Source organism: Lysobacterales bacterium, assembly GCA_016703225.1.
Lineage (GTDB): Bacteria > Pseudomonadota > Gammaproteobacteria > Xanthomonadales > Ahniellaceae > JADKHK01.
On the sequence record JADJCM010000002.1, the window covers coordinates 293,055 to 317,012 of the forward strand.

The following is a 23,958-nucleotide window of genomic DNA, read 5'->3' on the forward strand; positions in this document are numbered from 1 at the left end:
GGCCGCAAAAAAACCGCCAGGATCGCTGGCGGTTTTCGAAGGTTCGGTCGTTTGCTGTTACGCGCGCACCGGTCTGCCTTCCACCGCCCGAGGGCTTGGAAAGTAGTACCAATAAAAGCTGGCGCTTGCGGTATGCATGGGGTCGAACCTATCAGCGCTTTCCTGGCGCTGCAAGCTGCAGAGCGACGCCGGCTCCGAGGGGTGGCTGCGATGAACCGGCGCACGGCGTAACATTCGACTGGTCGCAACCAAGTCGTGCGGCGTGGTGTGCGCGTCGAGCGCGCGTTTCGTTGGGTTCAACCGGAGTGAGGTATATGTCGAAGTCCCCGATTTGGCGAGCGGTGCTGTTCGCCGGGGTGTTGCTGTCCGGCAGGACGACTGCGGAGCCGCATCGAGTCGCGTTGCCCGTGGGTGCCCAGAAGGCAATCTTCGAGCTGCCGGAAGGCTGGGAACAGAGTGATCATCGGGTTGTGGAGGGAGCGATCACGGCGAAGTTCAGCGCTCCCAAGAGCCAACTGACGTTGCTGGTCACCGCCCTGTTTTTTCCTGCTCCGCCGGAAGTCGACGTGCAGAGCGTGGTGCGTGAAATGAACAAGGACAACGCCGCTGAGTCGATCGAGCAGCAATGTGCACCGAAGTTGCTCAAGCGTGTCGAAGGCGCGGGTGCGTTCTGCGAGTTCACCGACGCCGACTTGGACCAGGTCACGAGTGTGCCCGCCGGGCAGTACAAGTACGTGTCTGCGGGACTGGTGCTGAGCAAGGGTCTGGCCATCAACTTCACCATCCTGACCAACGATGTCGGGCAGAGGGCCTACGCCGAGGCGCTTGGGGTGATGGAGCATGTAGTGGTTGCGGGACCGGTGATGTAGTCCCGGCCGGCGCCGTGCCGCTCGTTGCGAAGTCCTACAACCACTTCGCCCGTTTCAGGATGACGTAGACGACGGCGATGACGGCGATGGTGGCGGCGGTGAAGGCGTAGTAGCTGGTCGCGCCGGCGAGTTCGGGCATGTGCTTGAAGTTCATGCCGTACCAGCTGGCCATCAGGGTCGGGACGCCGAGCAGGCCGGCCCAGCCGGCGAGGCGCTTGACGACTTCGCCCTGGCCGACGGTGACCATGGCGAGCGAGACCGACATCGCCGCGGTCAGCATTTCGCTCATGGTGTCGCAGGCTTCCTTGACGCGCACGGCGTGGTCGAACACGTCGCGGAAGTACAGGCGCACGTCGTCGCGGATGATGGTCGGGTGGAAGCGCATCAGCTGGTTGAGCATGTCCTGCAGCGGCGCGACCGCCAGGCGCAGGGTGACCAGTTCCTTCTTCAGTTCGTACAGGCGCTCGATGGTCTCGCGCTTGTAGGTGGACTCGAAGATGTCGCTCTCGACTTCGGCCAGTTCGTCCTGGAACGAGCGCACGATCGGGAAAAAGTTGTCGACGATGAAGTCCATCACCGCGTACAGGCCATAGCTTGGTCCGATCGCCAGCAGTTCCGGCTCCTTCTCGCAGCGTGCGCGCGCCGGCGAGTAGCTGAGCGACGCGCCGTGGCGCACCGTCAGCAGATAACGCGGGCCGAGGAAGATGTGGGTCTCGCCGAACTCGATCTTGCCGCCGACGAATTGCGCCGTGTGCAGCACGATGAACAACGAATCGCCGTAGACCTCGATTTTCGGGCGCTGGTGGGCGTGGTGCGCGTCCTCGATGGCGAGGTCGTGCAAACCGAACTCCTCCTGCAACTTCTCCAGCAGCGGCTCGTCCGGTTCATGCAAGCCGACCCAGACGAAGGTATCGGGTCGCTGCAGCACGTCGCTGATCTGGTCAAGCGTGATGTCCGGCAGACGGTGGCCGTCGGCGGCATAGGCGACGCTGTTGATCACCATCGGCGGCTTGCTGGGAGTCTTCTCGACCGACAGGTTCATGCGCGTGCTCCGGTGACGCGCGATCATGCCCACGACCTGCCGCGTCTGGCAACGTCAGCGCGCGGGCGCGAACCAGAATCGCCAGGCGAACAGGAGATGCAACGGCAGGATCAGCGCGAACCAGTGCGCATTGGCCTGCTGCGTGCCGGGCAGCGTGGTCCAGGCGAGGCCGGCGAGTGCGACCACCAGCACCAGGGCGCTGATGGCGCGCGCCGCTTGCGATCCGGCCTGGCCCTGGCGTGAGCGCCACAGCGGCCATGCCAGCAACAGGCACAACGGATCGAACAGCACCAGATTCAGGTTGGCGTAGGCGATGGCGTGGTCGGTCGCGGCCCACAGAAAGGCAAGCAGCAGCCCGCCCAGTCCGAGTGCCAATGCGGTGGCGGCGGCCGTGCCCGCCGCGATCAAGCGCAGCGCCGTGCGTCGTGCCTGATGAAGCGCCAGGTGCAGCAGCAGCGCGCCAATGAACCCGGCCAGCGCGAACGCGACGAACCAGCGCTCGCGCTCGGGCAAGCGGTCGTTGAGGCGTCCGTCGTAGGCCGTCCACTCGCGCGCGACCAGCGGTTGCAGATTGCCGTCGGCATCGCGCACGCGCACCTCGCGCAACAAGTCCCGCAGGCGCAGCGGCAGGAACATCTCGTCCCAGAAGCTGAGCTTGCGATCTGCCGCTGGACCGAGGCCGAGGTCGATGCCGAGCGCCATCCAGGGCTCGGGCACCGCAAAAGTCGCGGCCAGCGAGCGATAGGTCTCGCCGCGCGCACGCACGCTCATGCTGCGGCGCAGATCGCCTTCGAGCACGGCGTCGAGCACGTCGCGCAGCCGCGTGGAGCAGTTCACTGCGAAATAGTCGTAGCGATACTCGGCATTTTCGGGCAGCGCATTCTGGCCGAGCATTTCGGCGACCGCATAGCGCTGCTCCGGGAGCAGGTTCAGTTCCTGGATCCAGACGCTGCGGCCCTCGGCCGCGTAATTCGCCAGATCAGATTCCGGCGCGAAGGCCGCGAGCCGGTACAGCATGCGCCCCTGCACGAAGTTGAGCAGGAAGTTCTCCTGTTCAAAATCGAAGATGCCGAAGTTGTACAGTCGCGCATCGCCAGTGACGGTGTTCTCGACCAGCAGCGCGTTGTGCCCGAAGCGCTGCCAGTAGATTTCGCCTGGCGCCGCAGTCACCAGTGCGACGCGAAACGCTTCGCCGCTGTCGCGGTCGAGTTGCTGAGCGACCGCACTGCAGGCGAACAGGCCGCCCAGCAGCCCGAGCAGCAGCCGTCGGACTCGACTCACGCCTTGCCCATGTCGACGATGAACTGATGCACGCGCCGCGCGTCGGCCTTGGACACCTGGAAGCGGCAGCTGCCGAGCGCGGTTTCTTCGCCGACCTCGGGCAGGTGGCCGAACTGGGCCGTGACCAGGCCGCCGACGGTGTCGTATTCCTCGTCCGAGAAGATGGTGTGGAAGGCTTCGTTGAAATCGGCGATCGGGGTCAGCGCGCTGACGCTGCGGCGACCGTCGGGAAGCAGGCGGATCTGCGCATCCGGGTTGCTTTCGTCGTCATGCTCGTCGTCGATGTCGCCGACGATCTCCTCGAGCACGTCCTCGATCGTGACCAGGCCGGCGACGCCGCCGTACTCGTCCACCACCACGGCCATGTGATGGCGTGACGAACGGAACTCCTTGAGCAGCACGTTCAGCCGCTTCGATTCGGGAATCAACCGCACCGGTCGGATCAGGGTGCCGATATCGCAGGGCCGGTCCGGTTGCGCCAGGCACTTGAGCAGGTCCTTGGCCAGCAGGGTGCCGATGATCTCGTCGCGATCCTCGCCGGTGACCGGGAAGCGCGAGTGGCCAGACTCGATGACGACGTCGAGGATCTCGGCGAGCGAGCCGTCCACCGGCACCGAGACCATCTGCGCGCGCGGCACCATCACATCCGAGACCTGGCGGTCGGTGACCGCGAACGCGCCTTCGATCATGGTCAGCGTATCGACGCTGAGCAGGCCGTTGGTCTGGGCATTGCGCAATTCCTCGAGCAGTTCCTCGCGGTTGCGCGGCTCGCCGGAGAGCATGTGCCCCAACCGGTCGAGCCAGGAGCGCGCTGGCGGCGCGCTGCTACTGGGGGGGTCGTCGTTCATTCCAACGCGGATCTGCGCCCGTATGCCGGGTGGGGCGCGCAGTGTAGCGGCAATCCGGGATCGGCTGGGCGGCGCCGGTCAACCATCGCCGGGCCTGCGCGTTATTCTCGGGACGCGATCCCGCGGATGGAGAAATGACCATGAAGCAGTTGCTCTGTGCTGTGACGCTCGTTCTGGGTTCGATGGTGGCCGTGGCGGAGACGCCGGTGGCCGATCAGCGCCAGGAAAACCAGGAACAACGCATCGAGCAAGGTGTGGCCAGCGGCGAGATCACCAAGCGCGAGGAAGCGCGGCTCGACGCGCAGCAGGAGCGCATCGAGAACAAGGAAGAGCGTATCGAGGCCGATGGCGTCGTGACCAAACGCGAGCGCGCGCGCCTGCAGCGCTCTGAAAATCGCGCCAGCGCCAACATCGCCAAGCAGAAGCACGACCGTCAGGACAAGGACTGATCTCGCGGGTCGCGCCTCAGGGCGAACACGGCACGCCGGTGCCCCCGAGGCCGCAATAGCCGCGGGGGTGCTTCGAGAGATACTGCTGGTGTTCGTCTTCGGCCAGGTGAAACGGCACGCCCGCGCGCATTTCGGTGGTCAGTGCCGGATAGCCCGCCGAGCGCAATCGCACCGCGTAGTCGGCAGCCACGGCGACGGCCGCGGCCAGATCGGTGGGGTCCTCGACGTAGATTGCGGAACGGTACTGGCTGCCGACGTCGTTGCCCTGGCGCATGCCCTGGGTCGGGTCGTGGCCTTCGAAAAACACCCGCAACAGCGTCTCGAAGTCGATCGCGGCCGGGTCGTACACCACCCGCACCACTTCCGCGTGGCCGCTGCGACCGCTGCAGACTTCGCGATAATTTGGCGCCGGCGTGTGCCCGCCGGCGTAGCCGACCGCAGTCGTGTACACCCCCGGCAGCGACCAGAACTTGCGCTCCGCGCCCCAGAAGCAGCCCATGCCGAAATACACCTGGCGCATTCCGGGAAAGTCGCCGTCGATTGCACGACCGTGGACATGGTGCGGGTTGGGCGGGAGCTGCGTGGTGCTGTGGCCGGCTGGCGCGGCCTCATTCAAGGATGTTGGCAGTGCAGTCATGACGAATCCGGTGATCAGAGGGCAAGGTAGTCGCCAGAGCGAAGACGCCGCGTGAACGAACACCGCGCTTGCAGCCGGCCGCTTCCTGGCTCGACAAGCTATCTTTTCTGATACATGATGCAGGCCATGAATGCGAAGCAGGTCATCGACAAGCTGAAGGCGGCGGGGTGGTCGCTGGCACGCATCGAAGGCAGTCATCACGTTCTCGAAAAACCCGGCATGCCGCGCCCGGTTCCTGTGCCGGTGCACGGCAATAAGGACCTCAAGCCCGGGTTGCTCGCAGCCATCCAACGCCAGACCGGAGTAACGCTGAAATGAACCTCGCCTATCCCTACACGCTCGAAGCGCAGCCCGGCGGCGGCTATCTGGTCCAGTTCGTTGACCTGGAGGAAGCCTTTTCTCAGGGGGATACGCTTGAAGAGGCGGCCTTCAATGCCGCCGAAGTGCTCTCCGCAATCCTCGCGTATCGGCTCGAACACGCGCAGGAAATTCCGCTGCCAAGCAAGCGCGGAAAGCGTCGTGCCGCTGCACCGAATGCAGCCGTGCAGTCGGCACTGCTGCTGCGCGCCGCGCGCGGGTCACGGCCCCTGTCCGAACTTGCGCGTGCCCTTGAAACCTCGTGGGCCGCCGCGCAACGGCTGGAAGATCCCAACCATTGGCCCAGCCTGAAGCAGCTTGATCGCGCAGCGCACATGCTCGGCAAGCGGCTGGTGCTGTCGCTCGAATGAGGTGACGCTCAGGCTTCACTCGTGCTGGGACGTTGTTCCGTCCCGAGTCGCCAGCACCCGCTCCAGCTTGCGTTCCAGGGCGCTGCGTTCCTCGACTGCCTTGAGCAGCGCCATCTCGATGGTGGCGAGGCGTTGCAGCATCTGCTCGGCGTGGCGTGCGCGTGCTTCGGCGTCTTCTTCCATGTGCTGCAGTTTGATCCAGATCATGCGTCGGATGTGGCGCGCTTCGCGTTCCTCGTCTTCCTGGAAGAACGCGACCAGCGAGGCCGAAAGCAGGGCGATCATCGACACCCCGAGCAGCATCAGGATCACCGCGAACACGCGCGCCGCCGGCGTTTGCGGCACCAGATCACCGTAGCCGACCGTGGTCACCGTGACCCAGGCCCACCAGATGCCATCGAGTGGGCGCGAGAAGCCCGGATCGAAGTAGCCGATGATGGCGCCGCCGAGCGTGGTCACGATCACGATCGCGGTCAGAATCGGTCCGAGCCGGTTCTGCGACAGCATGTGCCGCACCACGCCCGCGGCATTGGCCAGCAGCGACAGCATCACCAGCACGCGCGCGGCGCGTCCGAACTCCGCCCAGTCGGTGTCGCCCCACAGCGCCGGCAGCCCGAACACGATGATCAGCAGGTTGAGCCAGTTGCCGCGGAAGTAGCGACGGCGATGGTCGACCAGCCGCCCGAGTGCCGCGGCCTCGGCGACGAAGATCAGCCAGGTGATCCACGCGACCAGTTGCGCGACGGCGCTAGAGACCTGGCCGCTGCTCTCCAGCGACAACTGGATCGGTAGCCACAGGGCCAGCGGCACCAGCAGCCATTCGAACCAGTGACCGACGCGGCGCGCGCGAGCATTCTCGTCTGCGGCAACGCCGGCCAGCCCGATCCAGTGACCGAGGTTGCCGGCAGGGGGGGCTTTCGCTGCGGGAGAGACGGGATCGATCATCGCCGCTCCTGCGCGCGCAGCATCGGCACGATCCGCCGCGGCGGCACCGACAGCGCCAGCATCACCCCGGCTTCGCGCAGTTCGGCGGAATCGTCGAGCACGATGCGACCGAGATGATCGGCCATCAGCAGGCGTTCGATGCGTCCGCTCACGTTGAGCTGCGCCTGGGCGCGCGGATCGAACCATAATTCGACCCCGGCCACGTGCAGCGCCGCGCCGCCGCCATCGGCCGCGACCACGGCGCGCATCTGGTCGACCCCGCGCGCGATTTCGCCATACGGAAAGCGCGTCGTCGCCGGCGCCTTCAGCACGATCGCAACCGACAGCGTCAGCGAGCCTTTGGGTTGGTTCGAAACCACCGGCGGATTCTCGTCGCGCAGGCGCGCATCGAGCGGAAATTCGAAATCGCCATCGCTGCCGACGGCGATGCGGCGCACCCCGTCACGGGCGCGGATTTCGAGGCGGATCTGCGCCGGACTCACGCTGGTCTGCTTGCTGACGATGCGCGTGAGCGCTCGCAGGCGGTCATGGCTGGAGATCTCCAGCGCCGGGCGCAGCGACTCGTACAGCGCCGCGTAGGGCACTGCCGACTCGGCCGCGCGCAGCGACGCGGCGGCCGTCAGCAGAGCCAGGAATCCGAGCGATCGGTAGCGCATGTGCGCACTGTGCGCAGTGCCGCGACGCGGGTCAACTGCCGCCCCGTCCGGTGCGGGCCGCCGCGGGCACCGCAGCGAGTTCCTCCGCCAGGCGCAGGAGCAGGCCACCGACTGCGCTGCTGCGCCGCCAGCACAGCGCGATCCGCCGTTGCGGAACCTCGCCGCTGAAGCGCAGCAACTGCAGATTGGGACTTGGCGGCACCGGCGGCGCCACCGCCAACGCCGGCAGCAAGGTCATGCCGACGCCGGATGCGACCATCTGCCGCAGCGTCTCCAGGCTGGTGGCGCGGAAGCTGCCGGTCTCCGTCGCGCCGGCCAGGCGGCAGACATCGAGCGCCTGGTCGCGCAGGCAGTGGCCGTCTTCGAGCAGCAGCAGTTCCCGGTTCGCCAGGTCGCCGATGCCGATGCGCTTGCGCTTGCCGAGCGCGTGCCCTGGCGGCAGCGCCAGCAGAAAGTCCTCGACGAAGAGTTCGACGCAGGTCAGTTGCGGATCGTTGATCGGCAGCGCCAGCACTGCGGCGTCGAGGCTGCCCTCGCGCAACATGCGCAGCAATTCTCCGGTGCGGTCTTCGGTCAGCAGCGGGGTCAGTTGCGGGAAGCGTGCGCGGATGCGCGGCACCACGTGCGGCAGCAGGTAGGGCGCCAGCGTCGGGAACAAGCCCAAGCGCACCGTGCCGGCCTCGGGATCGCGCGTGCGCTTGGCCAGTTCGCGGATCTGGTCGGCCTCGCGCAGTACCGCGCGCGCGCGGTCTGCGATCTCGCGACCGACTTCGGTGAGCATCACCTGGCGCGAGGTGCGCTCGATCAGGAGCACGCCGAGTTCTTCCTCCAGCTTCTTCAGCTGTGTCGATAGCGTCGGCTGGCTGACGAAGCAGGCCTGCGCCGCACGACCGAAGTGGCGCAGGTCGGCGAGCGCCACCAGATAGCGCAGATCGCGCAGGTTCATCTCGGCTCCCGGAACAGTGCGCCGATGGTAGCCCAGCCCTCAGGCTGCGGCTGCCAGCGCAGGCTGCGGCGCGCTGCTTCGGATCAGATGATCAAAGGCGCCGAGCGCCGCGGTCGCGCCCGCGCCCATGGCGATGACGATCTGCTTGTAAGGCACCGTGGTCGCATCGCCGGCGGCGAACACGCCGGGCAGCGAGGTCGCGCCGTGCGCATCGATCGCGATCTCGCCGCGTGGCGACAGCTCCAGCGTGCCCTTCAGCCACTCGCTGTTCGGCAGCAGGCCGATCTGCACGAAGATGCCATCGAGCTCGACGCGGTGCAGGCCACCGGCGATGCGGTCCTGGTAGCTCAGGCCGATCACCTTGCTGCCGTTGCCGTGCACCTCCGTGGTCAGCGCGCTGACGATGACGGTGACGTTGGCGAGGCTGCGCAGCTTGCGCTGCAGCACTTCATCAGCGCGCAGCTTGGCGTCGAATTCGATCAGGGTGACGTGGGCGACGATGCCGGCGAGGTCGATCGCCGCCTCGACGCCGGAGTTGCCACCGCCGATCACCGCGACGCGCTTGCCCTTGAACAGCGGGCCGTCGCAATGCGGGCAGTAGGCGACGCCCTTGTTGCGGTACTCGGCTTCGCCGGGCACGTTCATTGAGCGCCAGCGCGCGCCCGGCGCCAGCACGATCGCGCGCGATCTCAGCGTCGCGCCGTTGTCGAGGCGGATGCCGAGCAGTCCCGAGGCGTCGGCGGCGTCGAGCGCAGCCGCGCGCTGGCCGTTCATGATCTCGACGCCGTAGTCGCGCACGTGCGCTTCCAGCGCGGCGGCGAGGCGTGGGCCTTCGGTTTCGCGCACCGAGACGAAGTTCTCGATCGCCAAGGTGTCGAGCACCTGACCGCCGAATCGCTCGGAGAGCACGCCGGTACGGATGCCCTTGCGCGCGGCATAGATCGCCGCGGCCGCACCCGCCGGGCCGCCGCCGACGACGAGCACGTCAAACGGCGCCTGGTTCTGCAGCGACGCAGCGGCCCGCGCTGCGGCGCCGGTGTCGAGCTTGCCCACGATTTGCGCCAGGTCCATGCGACCCGAGCCGAACGGCTGGCCGTTCAGGAACACGCTCGGCACCGCCATGACCTGGCGTGCCTCGATCTCGTCCTGGAACAGCGCGCCGTCGATGGCGACATGCTGGATCTTCGGGTTGAGCACGGACATCAGGTTCAGCGCCTGCACCACGTCCGGGCAGTTCTGGCAGGACTGCGAGAAATAGGTTTCGAAACGGAACTCCCCGTCGATCGCACGGATCTGCTCGATCAGTTCTCGCGACTCCTTCGACGGGTGGCCGCCGACCTGCAGCAGCGCCAGCACCAGCGACGTGAACTCGTGACCGAGCGGCATGCCGGCAAAGCGCAGGCCGCCGGCTTCGCCCTGACGACGGATCAGGAACGAAGGCTTGCGCGCGTCGGCGTCGTCGCGCAGCACGCGGATCTTTGGCGACAGCGCGGCGATCTCGTGCAGCAGCGAATCGAGATCGTGCGCCGGTTCGCTGGCGTCGAGCGCGGCGACCAGTTCGATCGGGTCGACGAGCTTGCTCAAGTAACTGCGCAGTTGTTCGGTGAGGTCGGTATCGAGCATGGCGGTTTCCTCGGGGCAGTGGCGCCCGCGACGCGGGCAGGGCGTCGTCCAGCGCAGGCTGGGGCTTGGGCAGGCGCGGGTCTGCCGAAGCCCCCTCGGCGGCCACGGAACGCGGCCGCCGCGGGGTTGCGATCAGATCTTGCCGACCAGGTCGAGCGAGGGCTTGAGCGTGGCCGCGCCTTCCTGCCACTTCGCCGGGCAGACTTCACCCGGGTGGCTGGCGACGTACTGCGCAGCCTTGACCTTCCGCAGCAGTTCGCTGGCATCGCGGCCGATGCCGCCGGCGGTGATCTCGACGATCTGGATGCGACCGTTCGGATCGACCACGAAGGTGCCGCGGTCGGCCAGGCCCTTGGCCTCGATCAGCACGTCGAAGTTGCGTGAGATCGCGTGCGTCGGATCGCCGACCAGCGGATAGCGGATCTTGCGGATGGTGTCGGAAGCGTCGTGCCAGGCCTTGTGCGTGAAGTGGGTGTCGGTGGAGACGCCGTAGATCTCGACGCCGAGCTTCTGGAACTCGGCGTAATGGTCGGCGAGGTCGCCGAGTTCGGTCGGGCAGACGAAGGTGAAGTCGGCCGGGTAGAAGAAGAACACCGACCACTTGCCCTTGACGGTCTGGTCGTTGACCTCGACGAACTGGCCATTGTGGAAAGCCATCGCGTTGAACGGCTTGATTTCGGAATTGATCTGGGACATGGGCTTGCTCCTGGGTTGGGGTGGGTTTGCAGTGGCGCCACCTTAGTCTCGCGGCATCTATCTGCAAAATCGATATTTCAGATCGAAGCAATCCAAAAAAGCTATTGAAGTGCAAAGCACGCGCGCCCGCGATCGCGCCGCACTCCGTCCGCCATCGCCACATTTGCACCGGTCGCGGACAGATGCCGGGTGTCTGCTCGCCACACCTGCACCGAAGGAGTCGCCCGATGTCCATCCCCCGTCCCGCCTTCCACCGCTCGGCCACGCTGAAGTTGCTCGGCGTCGGCTTTCTCGCCTTGTTGATGGCGATCCCGCTGTCGATGCTGGAGGGGCTGCGGCGCGAACGCGAGGCGCGCCGTGGCGAGGCCGAGCAAGCCCTGGCCACAAGTTTCGGCGAAGCGCAGCGCATCGGCGCGCCGCTGCTGCGGGTGCCGGTGGAGATGCGCGTGGCGCAGTCGGATGGCAGCACACGGCTGCGCCGCAGCTGGCTGTACCAGGTGCCGGACCGCGTCGACGGCGAAGCGGACCTGTCCATCGAGCGGCGCCGTCGCGGCATCTTCGAGTTGCCGGTCTATCAAGCCAAGGTGGTGCTCGCGACCCGCTTCGCGCACGCGCGCAGCGGCTTCGGCGAGATCGACGGCGAGGCGCAATGGGCGCAGGCGGAACTGGTCATTGGCATCAGTGACCCGCGCGGCCTGCGCGAGATCGGCGCCGACTTCGCTGCGACCAAACCGACGCCGGCGGAGTCGCTCGGCGAGGGGCCGGGTGGGCTGCCGTTGTTCCGGCTGGCCAGCGTCGCGCTGGATGCAAGCGACGCAGCGCTGATCGGCAAGGTGACGCTGTCGGTGGCCGGTTCACGCCGCTTCGACTGGCTGCCACTGGCGCGCGACTACCGCGCCCACCTACGCGCGCCCTGGTCCGACCCGAGTTTCGGCGGCGCGTTTTCGCCGACGCATTCGCGCATCGCTGCCGGTGCATCCGAAGCGGCGTGGCAGGTGCTCGAGTTCAACCGCAACCTGCCGGCGGTGTTCCGTGCCCAGGACCTGCAGGCGGGCGCGCTGGCGGCGCAGGACTTCGGCGTCGCCTTGTATCAGCCGGGCGATGTCTACCAGCGCAACGAGCGCACGCTGAAGTTCGGACTACTGGTGATCGCACTCAGCTTCGGCGTGTTCTTCCTGTTCGAGACGCTGGCGCGGCTGCGTCTGCATCCGGTGCAATACCTGCTGGTCGGGGCGGCGCTGGCGGCGTTCTTCCTGGTGCTGCTCGCTGCCTCCGAGCACCTGCGCTTCGGGCTCGCCTACCTGCTCGCTGCCGCCGTGCTGATCGCGATGGTCGCGGGTTACGCCGCGGCGGTGTTGCGGCGACCGCGCCATGGTGCGGTGATCGCGCTGTGGCTTGCGCTGCTGTATGCGACCTTGTACGTGCTGGTCGGTGCCGAGGACTACGCCCTGCTCGCCGGCAGCGGACTGGTGCTTGCCCTGATCGCGGCGACCATGTATCTGACGCGCCGCATCGACTGGTACGCATTCGGCGCACCGGTTCCCCCCGAACTGCCGGACCCGGCGGAGCAAGCGTCATGAGCGGCTGGCTGCTGTCCCTCGATACCTCGACCGAAGCGGTCTCGGTCGCGCTGCTGCGCGCCGCCGAGTGCTACGAACGCTTCGAGCTCGCGCCGAAGCGACAGGCGCAGTTGGTATTGCCGATGATCGACGAGGTGCTGGCCGAAGCCGGCATCGCCAAGTCCATGCTTGGCGCGATCGCAGTCGGTCGCGGACCGGGCGCCTTCACCGGCGTGCGCCTCGGCATTTCGGTGGCTCAGGGCATCGCGCTCGGGCTCGACGTGCCGGTGCTGCCGATCTCGTCGCTGGCCGCGCTCGCCGCGGACGTGCTCGACATCGACCCGACCCTGACCGTGCTGGCAACGATCGACGCGCGCATGGGCGAGGTCTACGCCGGCTGCTATCGCTTCGACGCGCAGCACGGCGTGCAATTGATCGGCGACGAATGCGTCGGTCCGGCGCACAGCGTGCCGCTGGCGCGCGCCGAACGCTGGGGCGTCATCGGCACCGGCTGGAGCGCCTATCCGGGGTTCTGGTCGCCACGCATCGGTGCGCCGGAGTTCGCCGATGGCGCCCGCTTCCCGCGCGCCTCGCGCATCGCCGAACTCGCCGTCTCGCGTTGGCAACGCGGCCACGGCATCGCCCCCGAATTCGCCCTGCCCGCCTACCTGCGCGACAAGGTCGCCCTCACCGAAATCGAGCGCGGGGTGCGATGACGCTTCGGCACTATCGACGCGCACCGATCGGCACGACGCCGAGGTCGCGGGCAGCGCCGATGTCGATGATCTGGTACTCGGGTTGCTTGCGGTCGCCGAAGCGGGCGCGGGCTTTCTGATACTGGGCGTGGCCGCGTTCGCTGGCGCGCACGAAGCTGGCGAACGAGGCGTCGTCGCCTTCGTCGCCGGCGCTCGGCAGCACGTCGTCGATCAGGGTGGTCTCCAGAAAGCTGCGCTCGCCGCCGGGGGTGAGTTCGAAGGCCAGGAACATGTGCCCGGGCACCATCACCAGCGCCGGGTTCAGGTCGATCTTGCGCAGCAGCGAGGCGAACAGCACCGAGCCGTCGACGCAGTTGGCTTCGGCATTGCCGAAGCTGTCGTCGATGAAGCGTACGTGTTGCGACAGCACGCCGGTCTTGCCGTTGCCGGTGCGGGTGATCGAGCTGTAGCGGATGCCGCGCTCCTGCAGCGCCCGCCACAGCGCATAGACCTGATTCATCACCTGGCGCGGGTCGCGTGATTGGTAGCCGTCGAAGCGCTTCACCACTTTGGTCTTCAGCGCTTCGCTGAGGATCTTGCGCACCAGCGGATGGTCCTCGTCGACGTAGGCCGCGAACATCCAGGCGAGGTCGGTGGTCGAGCGCTCGCCGACGACGAAGTACGGCGCCTCGTTGACCGAGTGCAGGCGCACGCGTTCGACCTTGCGTTGCACCGGCGCGTCGTCGAGCTGCAGCTCGAAGCTCATCGTCTCCGGCATTGCCTGTTGCGCGGTACGCAATTGCGCGAACTCCCACTCCAGCGTCGGAAACAGCGCGTAGCGCGTGTTCGCTGCCGGCAACACCACGTCCAGCGTCGAGGCGCGCAGCCAGCCCGGCATGCGCACCGTCAGCCGCGCGCGTTGGCCGTCACGCTCGGCGACCACACGCGCGCCGATCAGACCATTCGGATCGCCAAGCAGGCGCGCCTTGGGTTTGGCCGGGGCCGGCAGGTTGGCGGTAGCGAGCACCAGCGACGGAAACACCTGACCCTGCGGGCTCACGACCGGTGTCCATTCCGCGGCGCCGGCCGGTATCGTGCACAAGCTCGCCGCCAGCCAGGCCAGCAGGATTCGGGGTCGGATCGTCATGGCGCGATTCTGGGCGAGTGCGCGGCATCCGCCAAGCCATTGCGCCACGGCTGGTGAAATCACCATAATCGCCGCCGAGCGCGGGTGTAGCTCAATGGTAGAGCTGTAGCTTCCCAAGCTACTGACGAGGGTTCGATTCCCTTCACCCGCTCCACCCACGCCCGAAACGTGGGCGTTCAGTGAAGGTGACGTGGAGCACGGTTGCCCTATGCTGCGCGCCGGCACCCCGCCCTCGACCCTGCTGGAGAATCGCCCCATGAAGTTCCGTTCATTGCTGTTGTTCGCGACATCGTTCGGATTGGCCGCGCCGCTTGTTGCGCAGGACCGTGAAACCGTCAATCCGGCCGAAGCGCTGGTGGTCAACGTCGCGCCAACGGTGCCGATGCGTCCACTGGGTTCGCCGATCCTGCAGGACGGTCGCCCGCAGCTCGTGACGCATCCGGGTATCGGTGCGGGCGGCGCCGACGTCAGTCGTCTGCAGAACACCACGCTCAGCATGACCACGCTCGGACTGAACATTGCGCAGGGCGCGAACTTCCGCATGACCGACGACTTCGTCGTGCCCGCTTCCGGCTGGACCATCACCGACGTCTCGGTGTACGGCTACCAGACCGGCTCGACCACCACCTCGACCTTCACCGGACTGAACTTCCAGATCTGGAACGGCAATCCGAGCGTGGGCGGATCGGCTGTCGTGTTTGGGGATACCACCACCAACCGCATGACCGCGACCTCGTTCAGCAACATCTATCGCGATTCCGAAGGTACTCCTGGCGGTACCACCCGCCCGATCATGACCGTGACCGCAGGCGCCCTTTCGATCGCGCTGCCGGCAGGCACTTACTGGCTCGACTGGCAGCTGGCCGGCAGCCTCGGTTCCGGTCCGTGGGCACCGCCGATCACCATCATCGGACAGACCACCACCGGCAATGCAATGCAGTCCAACGCTGGCGTCTGGGCCGCGGCCAACGATGGCGGCACGGTGACGCAGCAGGGCTTCCCGATCACGCTCGCCGGCGTGCCGTCCGAGGCCGATGTCAGCCTGACCAAGACCGCGGTCGTCGCTGGCACGCTCGCGATCGGCAGCAACTTCAACTATGACCTGACCGTGTCCAATGCCGGGCCCGCCGGTGCGACCGGTGTGGTGGTGACGGACACGCTCCCGGCCCAGGTCACTTATGTCTCGAACACCTGTGGCGCCACCTATGCGGCACCGACCCTGACCTGGAATGTCGGCGCTCTCGCCAATGCCGCGAACGCGACCTGCTCGATTACGGTCACGGTGGCGCAGACCGGTGCGATTGACAACACCGCGACCGTAACTTCGACCACCACCGACCCGAATCCGGCCAATGACGCGGCCTCCGCCTCGGTTGCCGGCGCGCTGGATCCGCCGGTGCCGGTCCCGGCGCTCTCGCTGTGGGCGGCGCTGGCGCTGCTCGCTGGTGTGCTTGGCGCGGGCTGGATCGCCACGCAACGACGCTGATCGGGCAGTTTGCGTAATCGCACGAAGCCACCCTTGCGGTGGCTTCGTCGTTTTCGGATTCCGCAATCCGCCTCAATCCACCCGCACCACGCGGTTGCGGCCTTCGGACTTGGCGCGGTAGAGGCCGCCATCGGCGCGCGCAAGCAGGCGCGTGCTGTCTTCTCCAGGCTGCAGACTGGCGACGCCGATGCTGATGGTGAAGCGCACCGCATCGCCGTTGTCAGTGGGCACCGCGAGCGCTGCGCTGGCGGCGCGGATGCGTTCACCGACCACGGCCGCAGCCGCGGCGTCGGTGGCCGGCAGGACCGCGATGAACTCCTCGCCGCCGATGCGCGCGCCGAGATCGCCGGCGCGCAGTTCGCCGCGCATCGCTTGTGAAAACGCCACCAGAACGCGGTCGCCGATGGCATGGCCATGGCGATCGTTGATGCGCTTGAAGTGGTCGAGGTCGAGTGCGAGTACCGACAGCGGTTCCGGGGCGCGGCGGGCCAGGGCGATGTCGGCATCGAGCCGCGCCAGGCCCATGCGCCGGTTGGCGAGTCCGGTCAGCACGTCGTGGGCAGCGTCGCTGCGAGCCTGCAGCAATCCCTGCAGGAGAGCCAGCTGCGAGGCACCGGCCCAGGACGCGACGATCACGATCAGGCTCAGCAGCCACAGGCTGCCGAGTGGCGAGAGTTCGGGCGCAAACGGAACGATGGTCCCAGGCAGCAGCACCAGCAGGAAGATCGGCAACGAGAGCGCGGCCGTGGCCGCGATCGGCAGCGGGAAGATCGCCAGCTGGGCCCCGACGATGAACGGAAACAGGCCATAGCCGAGGCGCAACAGCGCCGGCGCATCGGCGGGCACATGGCGCTGCATGATGGTGAAGGCGGCGCACTGCGCGATCGCGAATACCGCCAGGGACGGACACGCGGGCAGTTTCACAGTTGACGCGCTGCGGCCAAACCAGGCCGCCCCCAGCAGCACGACGGCGAGCGCGATGCGCAGCAGCACGATGGGTTGCGCAGCGACCCTCGGCATCGCCTGCAGGTCGATCGGGATCCACGTCAGCAGGCCGGCGGCGACGAGCACGCACAGCACCGAAAGCCGGTGGCGCACGATGCGCATCTGGTAGTCGCGCTCCGGCGAAGCCAAGGCGCAGCCGAGCACGATCAGGCACAGCTGGTCGCGCATCTGCTTCGGTGTCGTTGGCCAGGCGGTGGCTGCTTCGGGGGCGGGGCGCACGGCATTCCCTTTGACTGCGGCGAAGGTTGCATCGGCCGGCGGCGATTTCAAGGCGGCCAACGGGAGCGCTTGACCTGCGTCATCCACCGTGGAGATTGACGGCAGCCGCGGCGCGCGCGAAGGTGCCGACCCGTGTCCAAGGCGCCGGCGCAGTGTCCATTGCCGCAGCATCCGATCCCAGTGCAGAGCCAAACACGCGCCTGCGCCGCATGCTCGGTTGGCGCGAATGGCTGGCCTTGCCGGACTTCGGCGTGCGCGCGATCAAGGCCAAGCTCGACAGCGGCGCGCGCTCGTCGAGTCTGCATGTCGAGGCGATCGAGGAGTTCGCGCGCGAAGGCGTCGCCTGGGTGCGCTTCGCGCTCGACCCGAGCACCCGGAGTGGACGTCGCGCGCGTTGGTTCGAAGCGCCGCTCGCGGACCGCCGCAAGGTCACCGATTCCGGCGGCAGCTGCGCGCTGCGGCCTTTCATCCGTACCCGCGTGCGCATCGGCGCCGAGGTGTTCGAGATCGAAACCAATCTGACCAATCGCCATGGCATGATGTTCCCGATGCTGCTCGGTCGCACCGCGATGGCCGGACGCATCATCGTCGATCCCGAGCGCTCGTTCGTGCTCGGCGACAAGCCGCGTCGCCACAAACGCAGACAGGGTGGGCCCGAATGAAGATCGCGATCCTTTCGCGCAACAGCCGCCTGTATTCGACGCATCGCCTGGTCGAGGCCGCGCGCGAGCGCCACCACAGTGTGCGCGTGCTCGATCCGCTGCGCTGCTACATGCGCATCGACGCTGGCCGCTTCGAGATGCACTACAAGGGCCGTGATCTGAGCCGCTTCGACGCGGTGATCCCGCGCATCGGTGCTTCGATCACGCGTTATGGCACCGCGGTGCTGCGCCAGTTCGAAATGATGGGCGTGTTCACGCCGAACAAGTCCGACCCGGTGCTGCGCGCGCGCGACAAGCTGCGTTGCCTGCAGCTGCTGGCGCAGCAGGGCCTGGGCTTGCCGAGCACGGTGTTCGGCGACAACCCCGACGACACTACTGACTTGCTGGCGATGCTCGGCAAGCCGCCGCACGTGATCAAGCTGGTCGAGGGCGCGCAGGGGCAGGGCGTGGTGCTGGCCGAGAAGATCACCGGTTCACGCTCGGTGATCGAGGCCTTCCGCGGCCTCTACGCGAACTTCCTGGTGCAGGAGTACATCGCCGAGTCGAAGGGCGCGGACGTACGCTGCTTCGTCGTCGGCGGCAAGGTCATCGCGTCGATGCGACGTCAGGCCAAGGCCGGCGAGTTCCGCTCCAATCTGCATCGTGGCGGCAGTGCCGAAGCGACCATTCTCAGCGAGGCCGAGGCCGATGCCGCGATCCGCGCCGCTGCGGTGATGGGCCTCGGCATCGCCGGCGTCGACTTGTTGCGCTCGAAGCGCGGACCGCTGGTGCTGGAAGTGAATTCCTCGCCTGGGCTCGAAGGCATCGAGCACGCCACCGGCGTCGATGTTGCCGGGGCCATCATCGCCTACCTCGAGCGCCGCGTGCGCCAGGACGAGATGCGCGTGCAGCGTCGTCGTGCGGCGGTGGCGGGCAAGGTGGCGAAGCCGAAGAAGGTGACAAAAGCCGCGCCCGCAAAACGGCGTGCGCGTGCTTAACATCGATTTAATCCACAAGCGCCTAGCATCTCCCCACCAAGACCTGCACACACTCCTGCAAGCGGATGGCGAGCAGATTACGGTAATCGGGGCAATAGCTTGAGCCCGAGGTGGTTCTCAGAACCTCCTCGGGCTTTTTCTTTGCTGGCCCTTCCGGTCGCCGCCATCACGAGCCTATGCTTCGCCCATGCACATCCTGGTCATCGAAGACAATTCCGATCTTGCCGCCAACCTGGGCGACTTCCTCGCCGACAAGGGTCATGTGGTCGACTTCGCTGGTGACGGCATCAGCGGCCTGAACCTCGCGTTGCGCGAACCGTTCGACGTGATCGTGCTCGATCTGACCCTGCCCGGCATGGACGGGCTGCAGGTGTGCAAGCGTCTGCGTGCCGAGTCGCACCGGCATACGCCGGTGCTGATGCTGACCGCGCGCGACGCGCTCGACCAGAAGCTCGCCGGTTTCGAAAGCGGCGCCGACGACTACATGGTGAAACCGTTCGCGCTGCAGGAAATCGAGGCGCGCCTGAACGTGCTCGGCAAGCGCGGGCGCGCGCCGAGTTCGCGCGTGCTGAGCGTGTCCGATCTGAACTACAACCTCGACACGCTGCAGATCGCGCGTGCCGGCAAGGCGATCAACCTGAACCCGATCGGGCTCAAGCTGCTGCAGTGCCTGATGGAATCCTCGCCCTCGGTGGTGACGCGGCGCGAGCTCGAGTTGCGCGTGTGGGGCGAAGAGCTGCCCGACAGCGATTCGCTGCGCGTGCACATCCACGGCTTGCGCGCGGCGATCGACAAGCCGTTCGGCAAGCCGCTGATCCACACCCGGCATGGCATCGGTTACAGCCTGAGCGATCCGGATGCGTTATCGACGCCGGCTTAGAAGCCGCATCATCCTGTCGTTCTTCCTGTTCGGCAGCCTGTTGACTGCGGCCTTCGCCTTGTCGGCGGTGCTGCTGCGTGGCTATCTCGAAGACCAGTTGATCGGCCGCCAGCTCAGTTTCGAGCTGGAAAACCACGCGCGTGCGCTGGAAAACGACCCGGACGCGCAGCCGGCGTTCTCGCGCATCGAAGGCTTCTCGTTCAGCGAGCGCAAGCGCGCCAACGTGCCGATGAACTGGCGCGACCTGCCCGATGGCGTGCACACCATCACCGACGACACCCAGAGCGGCGGGCCGGCGGCCTACAAGCTGGCGGTGCGCAAGACCGGCGGCACCTGGTACTTCCTGCAATACGACATCTCGCACGAACTGCGCCTGCGCAACCGCTTGCTGTGGGGGCTGGTCGCGGTGGTCGTGGTGTTTGCCGGGCTCTCCGCACTGATCGCGTTCTGGTCGGCGTCGCGGGTGATGCGCCCGGTCGCCGACCTGGCCGAGCGCCTGGCCCAATTCGGCAAGAGCGGCGGTGTTGCCGAGCTGGCACCGCATTTCGCCAACGACGAAGTCGGCCAACTGGCGGCGACGCTCGACGACTACGCCGGCAAGCTCACCGAGCTGGTGATCCGCGACCGCGAGTTCAACGCCGACGTCTCGCACGAACTGCGCACGCCGATCGCGGTGATCCGCGGTGCCGCCGAGCTGCTGCTGTCGCAGAACGACCTGCCCGAAAAGACGCGGCAGCGGCTGTTGCGCATCGACCGCGCCGCGCGCCAGTCGAACGAGTTGATCGAGGCGCTGTTGCTGCTCTCGCGCAACGAGCGCCAGGCGCCGGCGCACGCCGAGTCCACTGCCGTTGCGGGCGTGGTCGAACAGGTGGTCGAGACCCAGCGTGCGCAGATCGGCAGCAAACCGCTCGAGCTGCGCATCGTGCACACCGCGGCGGGAGACGCCGCGAACAGTGTCGACGCGCCGTCCGCGGTGCTGGCGGTGGCGCTGTCGAACCTGATCGGCAACGCCATCCGCTACACCCCGCAGGGCGAGATCCGCGTGGTGCTGGATGGCAACGAAGTGCGTGTCGAGGACGAAGGCCCGGGCATCGACGCCAAGGACGCCGAGCGCCTGTTCACGCGCGGCGTGCGCGGCGACGGCGCCGGCGGCAAGGGCGCCGGACTCGGCCTCGCCATCGTCCGCCGCCTGTGCGATCTGTACGGCTGGCAGGTGACGCTGGCGCCGGGCGAAACCCGCGGTGCCGTCGCCACCTTGCGCTTCGGCTGACGCCACGGGCCGCACGCTCAGTTGCTGACCATGAACCAGCCGTTGACGTAGTCGTTGTTGCCAAGGGTGATGTTCAGCGTGGTCTTGTTCTTGACGCAATAGCCGACCTTGACGGTGCCGGAGGACGCAACCACCACGCTCGCCGCCGCCGCGAGCGCTGTCTTCTTCGGACTCTCCAGGACCGTGCCGTCGGGATAGGTCGCGGTGTAAAAGGGATAGAGGGTGACGCCATTGTCGTAGCTGATGCAGAGGCTGAAGCTCACCGGAACGGTATTGCTGGACGCATGCCCGAACACCGCGACCGCAGAGCCGGTGATGCGCTGACCGGCCGTGACCGTCATGGTCGCCAAGCTTCCAGGGCTTTGGGCCCATGTCCAGGGCGCATTGCCGCCCCCTGCCGCGATGGGCCAGACCTGGGTAGCGATGGTGGCGATCGACACCACGCCGCTGGGGCCTTGCGGGCCGATAGCGCCGGCTGGACCCGTTGGCCCGGTGGCACCGGCGGGACCAGTCGCGCCCTGCGGGCCAGCCGGACCGGTGTCGCCTTGAGGACCTGCCGGCCCGGGATTGCCGCTGAGCGCGTACATGGCATAGGGCGCCGGGGTCAGTTCCTGGCGGCCGGCCAGGGTTTCGTAGGCGCCGATTGATGCGCCTTCGCGCACGCTGATCTGAAGCCAGCGCCGTTGGCCGTCGAACAGCCCGCCGCCGAAATCGAGCGTGACGCTGAAAACGCCGTCCTCGACTGGGACGTCTTCGAACTGCACTGGATCGAGCACGATGGTCCCCATGCCCGTGGGTACGTCGTGCAGGGTGAAGCTCAGGTCGTACAGGCCGTTGGCCGGCGTGCCGTTGTCTTGCAGGCGGCCCTGGTAGGTGAAGCCGTCGCCGACGTCTTCGGCGCGGACGGAAGTGCTGCCCAGGGGCAGGGCGAGGAACGCGAGTACTGCGAGCATCTTGTTCATGGTCAATCCTCGAAACCGTTGCTGAAAATGAGGTTGGATACCGGCGGCGCGGTCGTGGCTTGCCAGAATCCGCCGCTGACCGAGAAGCGCGGGCCGGTGTGGGCCGGGCCGGCGTCGGGCTGGCCAATCGTGCCCTCGACGCTGAAGCGGGCGCCCTGGCTGTGGCTGCCACCGCCATCGACGGTGTGCGAGTCGACGCTGAATCGCCCGCCCGCCATCGCGGTGCCGGCGGCGGCCAGCGCGCAGATCAGCGGCCATCGCCGCCGCCGCGTTCGCGCCGCAGGCGTGGTGTTGGAAGGTCTGTTCATGGAGTGGCTCCGATCGGCCCGGAATGGGCCGTTCACTCCGGATACGGAGCGGCGGGCACGATCCCGCCACGGTGCCAGACATATCGCGGAACGGTGCCCAGGCGCGGCGGATGCCGCGCGCTACGCTACGGCGAGCCGGACGGGGGGCAGGTCATGAGCATCTATCTGGAAGACTATCCGGGTGCGCTGCAGCCCCGACGCACGCCGTTCGATGACGCCGGTGAGCCGTCGGTGCCGGAGGTCTTCATCTACATGACCAACCGCTACGAGGGCCGTTGGTCCTACCTGATGCCGCTCGGCTTCGAGCGCGAGCACGACCCGATCGAGCGCATCGGCATGGGCTATACGCAACTTTGGATTCTGCAGAAGCTGCGCGCCGTGCATCCGCGGCCGGGTGCGCAGAAGAAGCTGCGCAAGGCGCATGTGCTGCAGTTGCCGAGCTTCGAAGACGGCGTGCAGCGCGACGATTTCATCGCCCTGTTCCATGTGCTGCGCGAGCCGGGTGGGCACCCGTCCGAGCACAACGATCACATCGGTGGGCGCCGCAAGTTGCCGGATGCGATCGAGTTCGCGCAGGTCCATGCCGATCACGCGCAGCGCCGGGTGGTTGTCGCCAAGCTGGTGCACGACTGGACCTGGCACTGAGCCGCAAGGCGCGGCTCGCGGTCGCTCAGGGCCCCTCGAAGCCGTCGGAGAACAGCTGCGGCACGCCGGGGGTGACGAAGACGTCGGTGGCGAGGTTGCTGTCGTCGCCGACCAGGTTGGTCGAGTCCGAGCTGAAGGCGATCCAGAAGCCGTCGCCGCTGAGTGTCGGCACCAGGCCGCCGGCGCCGGCACCGCCGACGCCGACCGACATCAGACGGGTGACGCCGGTGCTGCGGTCGTGCACGAACACGTCCCAGTCGTTGCCGTCGCCGGAGACCAGGTTGCTGGCCTGCGACCAGAATGCGACGAAGCGGCCATCGAACGACAGCGCCGGTTGTGCCGTGAAGTCGTTGGCCTCGACCCCGGCGCTATCGATGCTGACGCGCGTCGTGGTGCCGGCATCGAGGTCGCGCACGAACACGTCGGCGCGGTTGTTGTTGTCGTTCGCGACCAGATTGCTGGCGCCGCTGACCCAGGCAACGACGCGGCCGTTGCCCGAGATCGCGACATCGTCTGTGGTGTCGTCGTTGCCCTCGACGCCGCCCTGGCCGATGCTGGCCCGGATCGTGGTGCCGGCTTGCACGTCGCGCACAAACACGTCCTGCAGCGTGTTGGTGTCGCCGGTCACCAGGTTGTCGGCATAGGAACGGAAGGCGATGTAGCGCCCGTCCGCGCTCATCGCCGGGCCGAGGCAGCCCTGGTTCGCCTGCACGCCGGTCGAGGATTCGCTGATGCGCAGCGTGGTCCCGGTCTGGCGGTCGTGGCGGTAGATGTCGTTGCCGTTGGTGTCCGGGGCGATCCAGTTGGTCGCGCCGCTCTCGAAGGCCACGTAGCGGCCGTCCGCCGAGATCGCGATGTCGGAGAAGAAGCTGGAATGGTCGTCGCCCTCGATGCCGCCGCTGCCGAGGCTGACGCGCGTGGTCTGTGCGGTCTGGCGGTCGTGTACGAACACATCGAAGGACTTGTTGGTGTCGGCGGCTACCAGATTGTCCGCGGACGAGCGAAACGCAACGTAGCGGCCGTCGGCCGAGATCGCCGGTGCGCGTTCCGACTGGTTGCGGGTGTCGGTGTTGGCCTCGCGGCCATCGCTGGCGATGGAGACGCGCGTGGTCTGGTGGGTCTGGCGGTCGTGCACGAACACGTCCCAGGACTTGTTCAGATCGCTGACCACCAGGTTGCTGGCTGCCGAGTCGAACGCGACGAAGCGGCCGTTCGCGGAGATCGCCGCTTGCCCAGCGTTGTTGTTGCCCTCACTGCCATCAGAGGCGACGCTGACGCGGTCATTGCCGGCGCTCGCCGCGCCGACGCCGAGCAGCATCAGCAGCCAGGGCATCGAGCGGCGTGCGCTGCGATCACATTGCGGGCGTGAGGAAGATGCACGCAGTTGTTCCATGGCGATTCTCCAGGCGATGGCGAACGCTGC

Annotated in this window: 26 protein-coding genes and 1 tRNA gene; 13 read left to right on the forward strand and 14 right to left on the reverse strand. The window is 67.3% G+C overall.

Annotated elements, in window-relative coordinates:
* Positions 1-314: 314 nt before the first annotated feature.
* Positions 315-869 (forward strand): hypothetical protein, encoded by a 555-nt coding sequence (locus IPG63_09870; protein MBK6727550.1) that lies wholly within the window; start codon positions 315-317, stop codon positions 867-869.
* A gap of 34 nt (positions 870-903) precedes the next feature.
* On the opposite strand, the gene IPG63_09875 is transcribed toward IPG63_09870, so the two are convergent.
* The 3 genes from IPG63_09875 to IPG63_09885 are packed head-to-tail and all read right to left on the reverse strand — an operon-like array spanning position 904 to position 4,040.
* Entirely contained in the window at positions 904-1,911 is a 1,008-nt protein-coding gene (locus IPG63_09875; GenBank protein ID MBK6727551.1) for a magnesium and cobalt transport protein CorA, read from the reverse strand.
* A gap of 54 nt (positions 1,912-1,965) precedes the next feature.
* Positions 1,966-3,192 carry a DUF4105 domain-containing protein gene (locus IPG63_09880; GenBank protein MBK6727552.1) on the reverse strand — a complete coding sequence of 409 codons (1,227 nt, stop codon included), beginning with the start codon at positions 3,190-3,192 and terminating at the stop codon, positions 1,966-1,968.
* A complete protein-coding gene (locus IPG63_09885) occupies positions 3,189-4,040 on the reverse strand; it encodes a CBS domain-containing protein (GenBank protein MBK6727553.1) in 852 nt (283 codons plus the stop codon). The genes IPG63_09880 and IPG63_09885 overlap by 4 nt, the downstream gene beginning before the upstream one ends.
* 134 nt (positions 4,041-4,174) lie before the next feature.
* Here IPG63_09885 and IPG63_09890 point away from each other — a divergent pair, with 134 nt between their 5' ends.
* Positions 4,175-4,489: a hypothetical protein gene (locus IPG63_09890; GenBank protein MBK6727554.1), complete on the forward strand. Its 315-nt coding sequence runs from the start codon at positions 4,175-4,177 to the stop codon at positions 4,487-4,489.
* Between the two features lie 16 nt (positions 4,490-4,505).
* Here the strand turns inward: IPG63_09890 and msrA are convergent, their stop codons facing one another.
* Positions 4,506-5,126, reverse strand: a complete 621-nt coding sequence (msrA, locus tag IPG63_09895; protein ID MBK6727555.1) for a peptide-methionine (S)-S-oxide reductase MsrA — start codon at positions 5,124-5,126, stop codon at positions 4,506-4,508.
* A 126-nt stretch (positions 5,127-5,252) separates the two neighbouring features.
* Between msrA and IPG63_09900 the strand changes: the two genes are divergently transcribed.
* Positions 5,253-5,444, forward strand: coding sequence for a type II toxin-antitoxin system HicA family toxin (locus IPG63_09900; protein ID MBK6727556.1), 192 nt, complete (start codon positions 5,253-5,255; stop codon positions 5,442-5,444).
* Positions 5,441-5,854, forward strand: a complete 414-nt coding sequence (locus tag IPG63_09905) for a type II toxin-antitoxin system HicB family antitoxin (GenBank protein ID MBK6727557.1) — start codon at positions 5,441-5,443, stop codon at positions 5,852-5,854. The genes IPG63_09900 and IPG63_09905 overlap by 4 nt, the downstream gene beginning before the upstream one ends.
* A gap of 15 nt (positions 5,855-5,869) precedes the next feature.
* On the opposite strand, the gene IPG63_09910 is transcribed toward IPG63_09905, so the two are convergent.
* The 5 genes from IPG63_09910 to ahpC all read right to left on the reverse strand — a co-directional run bounded on the left by IPG63_09910 (position 5,870) and on the right by ahpC (position 10,720).
* Positions 5,870-6,799: an ion transporter gene (locus IPG63_09910; GenBank protein ID MBK6727558.1), complete on the reverse strand. Its 930-nt coding sequence runs from the start codon at positions 6,797-6,799 to the stop codon at positions 5,870-5,872.
* Positions 6,796-7,455 (reverse strand): hypothetical protein, encoded by a 660-nt coding sequence (locus IPG63_09915; GenBank protein MBK6727559.1) that lies wholly within the window; start codon positions 7,453-7,455, stop codon positions 6,796-6,798. The genes IPG63_09910 and IPG63_09915 overlap by 4 nt, the downstream gene beginning before the upstream one ends.
* 31 nt (positions 7,456-7,486) lie before the next feature.
* On the reverse strand, positions 7,487-8,401 hold the full coding sequence (locus IPG63_09920) for a LysR family transcriptional regulator (protein MBK6727560.1): 915 nt from the start codon (positions 8,399-8,401) through the stop codon (positions 7,487-7,489).
* A 39-nt stretch (positions 8,402-8,440) separates the two neighbouring features.
* On the reverse strand, positions 8,441-10,024 hold the full coding sequence (ahpF, locus tag IPG63_09925; GenBank protein ID MBK6727561.1) for an alkyl hydroperoxide reductase subunit F: 1,584 nt from the start codon (positions 10,022-10,024) through the stop codon (positions 8,441-8,443).
* A 132-nt stretch (positions 10,025-10,156) separates the two neighbouring features.
* On the reverse strand, positions 10,157-10,720 hold the full coding sequence (gene ahpC / locus IPG63_09930; protein ID MBK6727562.1) for an alkyl hydroperoxide reductase subunit C: 564 nt from the start codon (positions 10,718-10,720) through the stop codon (positions 10,157-10,159).
* Between the two features lie 227 nt (positions 10,721-10,947).
* Here ahpC and IPG63_09935 point away from each other — a divergent pair, with 227 nt between their 5' ends.
* Positions 10,948-12,300 carry a cell envelope integrity protein CreD gene (locus IPG63_09935; GenBank protein ID MBK6727563.1) on the forward strand — a complete coding sequence of 451 codons (1,353 nt, stop codon included), beginning with the start codon at positions 10,948-10,950 and terminating at the stop codon, positions 12,298-12,300.
* Complete coding sequence (gene tsaB, locus IPG63_09940) at positions 12,297-12,995, forward strand: tRNA (adenosine(37)-N6)-threonylcarbamoyltransferase complex dimerization subunit type 1 TsaB (GenBank protein ID MBK6727564.1); 699 nt, start codon at positions 12,297-12,299, stop codon at positions 12,993-12,995. The genes IPG63_09935 and tsaB overlap by 4 nt, the downstream gene beginning before the upstream one ends.
* Before the next feature lie 10 nt (positions 12,996-13,005).
* Here the strand turns inward: tsaB and IPG63_09945 are convergent, their stop codons facing one another.
* Complete coding sequence (locus tag IPG63_09945) at positions 13,006-14,121, reverse strand: hypothetical protein (protein MBK6727565.1); 1,116 nt, start codon at positions 14,119-14,121, stop codon at positions 13,006-13,008.
* 80 nt (positions 14,122-14,201) lie between these two features.
* Here IPG63_09945 and IPG63_09950 point away from each other — a divergent pair.
* Both IPG63_09950 and IPG63_09955 read left to right on the forward strand, forming a co-directional pair.
* A tRNA-Gly gene (locus IPG63_09950) sits at positions 14,202-14,275 on the forward strand.
* A 102-nt stretch (positions 14,276-14,377) separates the two neighbouring features.
* Positions 14,378-15,607 (forward strand): DUF11 domain-containing protein, encoded by a 1,230-nt coding sequence (locus tag IPG63_09955; protein MBK6727566.1) that lies wholly within the window; start codon positions 14,378-14,380, stop codon positions 15,605-15,607.
* Between the two features lie 72 nt (positions 15,608-15,679).
* Here IPG63_09955 and IPG63_09960 read toward each other — a convergent pair whose 3' ends face one another.
* Positions 15,680-16,831: a GGDEF domain-containing protein gene (locus tag IPG63_09960; GenBank protein ID MBK6727567.1), complete on the reverse strand. Its 1,152-nt coding sequence runs from the start codon at positions 16,829-16,831 to the stop codon at positions 15,680-15,682.
* Positions 16,832-17,040: 209 nt separating this feature from the next.
* Between IPG63_09960 and IPG63_09965 the strand changes: the two genes are divergently transcribed.
* From IPG63_09965 to IPG63_09980, 4 genes are all read left to right on the forward strand, one after another.
* A complete protein-coding gene (locus tag IPG63_09965) occupies positions 17,041-17,493 on the forward strand; it encodes an ATP-dependent zinc protease (protein MBK6727568.1) in 453 nt (150 codons plus the stop codon).
* On the forward strand, positions 17,490-18,470 hold the full coding sequence (gene rimK, locus IPG63_09970) for a 30S ribosomal protein S6--L-glutamate ligase (protein MBK6727569.1): 981 nt from the start codon (positions 17,490-17,492) through the stop codon (positions 18,468-18,470). The genes IPG63_09965 and rimK overlap by 4 nt, the downstream gene beginning before the upstream one ends.
* Positions 18,471-18,657: 187 nt before the next feature.
* Entirely contained in the window at positions 18,658-19,350 is a 693-nt protein-coding gene (locus IPG63_09975; GenBank protein MBK6727570.1) for a response regulator transcription factor, read from the forward strand.
* Positions 19,328-20,620, forward strand: coding sequence for a HAMP domain-containing histidine kinase (locus IPG63_09980; GenBank protein MBK6727571.1), 1,293 nt, complete (start codon positions 19,328-19,330; stop codon positions 20,618-20,620). Before IPG63_09975 ends, IPG63_09980 begins: the two co-directional genes overlap by 23 nt.
* Before the next feature lie 17 nt (positions 20,621-20,637).
* On the opposite strand, the gene IPG63_09985 is transcribed toward IPG63_09980, so the two are convergent.
* Both IPG63_09985 and IPG63_09990 read right to left on the reverse strand, forming a co-directional pair.
* The gene (locus tag IPG63_09985) at positions 20,638-21,582 is read right to left on the reverse strand and encodes a collagen-like protein (GenBank protein ID MBK6727572.1); all 945 of its coding nucleotides are present in this window, start codon (positions 21,580-21,582) and stop codon (positions 20,638-20,640) included.
* 2 nt (positions 21,583-21,584) lie between these two features.
* Positions 21,585-21,890 (reverse strand): hypothetical protein, encoded by a 306-nt coding sequence (locus IPG63_09990; protein MBK6727573.1) that lies wholly within the window; start codon positions 21,888-21,890, stop codon positions 21,585-21,587.
* A 153-nt stretch (positions 21,891-22,043) separates the two neighbouring features.
* On the opposite strand from IPG63_09990, the gene IPG63_09995 reads away from it, so the two are divergent.
* Entirely contained in the window at positions 22,044-22,535 is a 492-nt protein-coding gene (locus IPG63_09995) for a hypothetical protein (GenBank protein MBK6727574.1), read from the forward strand.
* 25 nt (positions 22,536-22,560) lie between these two features.
* Here IPG63_09995 and IPG63_10000 read toward each other — a convergent pair whose 3' ends face one another.
* Positions 22,561-23,757, reverse strand: coding sequence for a PD40 domain-containing protein (locus IPG63_10000; GenBank protein MBK6727575.1), 1,197 nt, complete (start codon positions 23,755-23,757; stop codon positions 22,561-22,563).
* Between the last annotated feature and the right edge of the window lie 201 nt (positions 23,758-23,958).

What these genes read in the sequence shown, in the direction of transcription:
- IPG63_09985 (MBK6727572.1), bottom strand. Translation starts at nt 21,582, where the DNA reads ATGAACAAGATGCTCGCAGTACTCGCGTTCCTCGCCCTGCCCCTGGGC.
- IPG63_09990 (MBK6727573.1), bottom strand. Translation starts at nt 21,890, where the DNA reads ATGAACAGACCTTCCAACACCACGCCTGCGGCGCGAACGCGGCGGCGG.
- IPG63_09995 (MBK6727574.1), top strand. Translation starts at nt 22,044, where the DNA reads ATGAGCATCTATCTGGAAGACTATCCGGGTGCGCTGCAGCCCCGACGC.
- IPG63_09870 (MBK6727550.1), top strand. Translation starts at nt 315, where the DNA reads ATGTCGAAGTCCCCGATTTGGCGAGCGGTGCTGTTCGCCGGGGTGTTG.
- ahpC (MBK6727562.1), bottom strand. Translation starts at nt 10,720, where the DNA reads ATGTCCCAGATCAATTCCGAAATCAAGCCGTTCAACGCGATGGCTTTC.
- IPG63_09900 (MBK6727556.1), top strand. Translation starts at nt 5,253, where the DNA reads ATGAATGCGAAGCAGGTCATCGACAAGCTGAAGGCGGCGGGGTGGTCG.
- rimK (MBK6727569.1), top strand. Translation starts at nt 17,490, where the DNA reads ATGAAGATCGCGATCCTTTCGCGCAACAGCCGCCTGTATTCGACGCAT.
- IPG63_09965 (MBK6727568.1), top strand. Translation starts at nt 17,041, where the DNA reads ATGCTCGGTTGGCGCGAATGGCTGGCCTTGCCGGACTTCGGCGTGCGC.
- IPG63_09945 (MBK6727565.1), bottom strand. Translation starts at nt 14,121, where the DNA reads ATGACGATCCGACCCCGAATCCTGCTGGCCTGGCTGGCGGCGAGCTTG.
- IPG63_09935 (MBK6727563.1), top strand. Translation starts at nt 10,948, where the DNA reads ATGTCCATCCCCCGTCCCGCCTTCCACCGCTCGGCCACGCTGAAGTTG.
- IPG63_09890 (MBK6727554.1), top strand. Translation starts at nt 4,175, where the DNA reads ATGACCATGAAGCAGTTGCTCTGTGCTGTGACGCTCGTTCTGGGTTCG.
- IPG63_09875 (MBK6727551.1), bottom strand. Translation starts at nt 1,911, where the DNA reads ATGAACCTGTCGGTCGAGAAGACTCCCAGCAAGCCGCCGATGGTGATC.
- ahpF (MBK6727561.1), bottom strand. Translation starts at nt 10,024, where the DNA reads ATGCTCGATACCGACCTCACCGAACAACTGCGCAGTTACTTGAGCAAG.
- IPG63_09975 (MBK6727570.1), top strand. Translation starts at nt 18,658, where the DNA reads ATGCACATCCTGGTCATCGAAGACAATTCCGATCTTGCCGCCAACCTG.
- IPG63_09920 (MBK6727560.1), bottom strand. Translation starts at nt 8,401, where the DNA reads ATGAACCTGCGCGATCTGCGCTATCTGGTGGCGCTCGCCGACCTGCGC.
- msrA (MBK6727555.1), bottom strand. Translation starts at nt 5,126, where the DNA reads ATGACTGCACTGCCAACATCCTTGAATGAGGCCGCGCCAGCCGGCCAC.
- IPG63_09955 (MBK6727566.1), top strand. Translation starts at nt 14,378, where the DNA reads ATGAAGTTCCGTTCATTGCTGTTGTTCGCGACATCGTTCGGATTGGCC.
- IPG63_09885 (MBK6727553.1), bottom strand. Translation starts at nt 4,040, where the DNA reads ATGAACGACGACCCCCCCAGTAGCAGCGCGCCGCCAGCGCGCTCCTGG.
- IPG63_09905 (MBK6727557.1), top strand. Translation starts at nt 5,441, where the DNA reads ATGAACCTCGCCTATCCCTACACGCTCGAAGCGCAGCCCGGCGGCGGC.
- tsaB (MBK6727564.1), top strand. Translation starts at nt 12,297, where the DNA reads ATGAGCGGCTGGCTGCTGTCCCTCGATACCTCGACCGAAGCGGTCTCG.
- IPG63_09910 (MBK6727558.1), bottom strand. Translation starts at nt 6,799, where the DNA reads ATGATCGATCCCGTCTCTCCCGCAGCGAAAGCCCCCCCTGCCGGCAAC.
- IPG63_09915 (MBK6727559.1), bottom strand. Translation starts at nt 7,455, where the DNA reads ATGCGCTACCGATCGCTCGGATTCCTGGCTCTGCTGACGGCCGCCGCG.
- IPG63_09980 (MBK6727571.1), top strand. Translation starts at nt 19,328, where the DNA reads ATGCGTTATCGACGCCGGCTTAGAAGCCGCATCATCCTGTCGTTCTTC.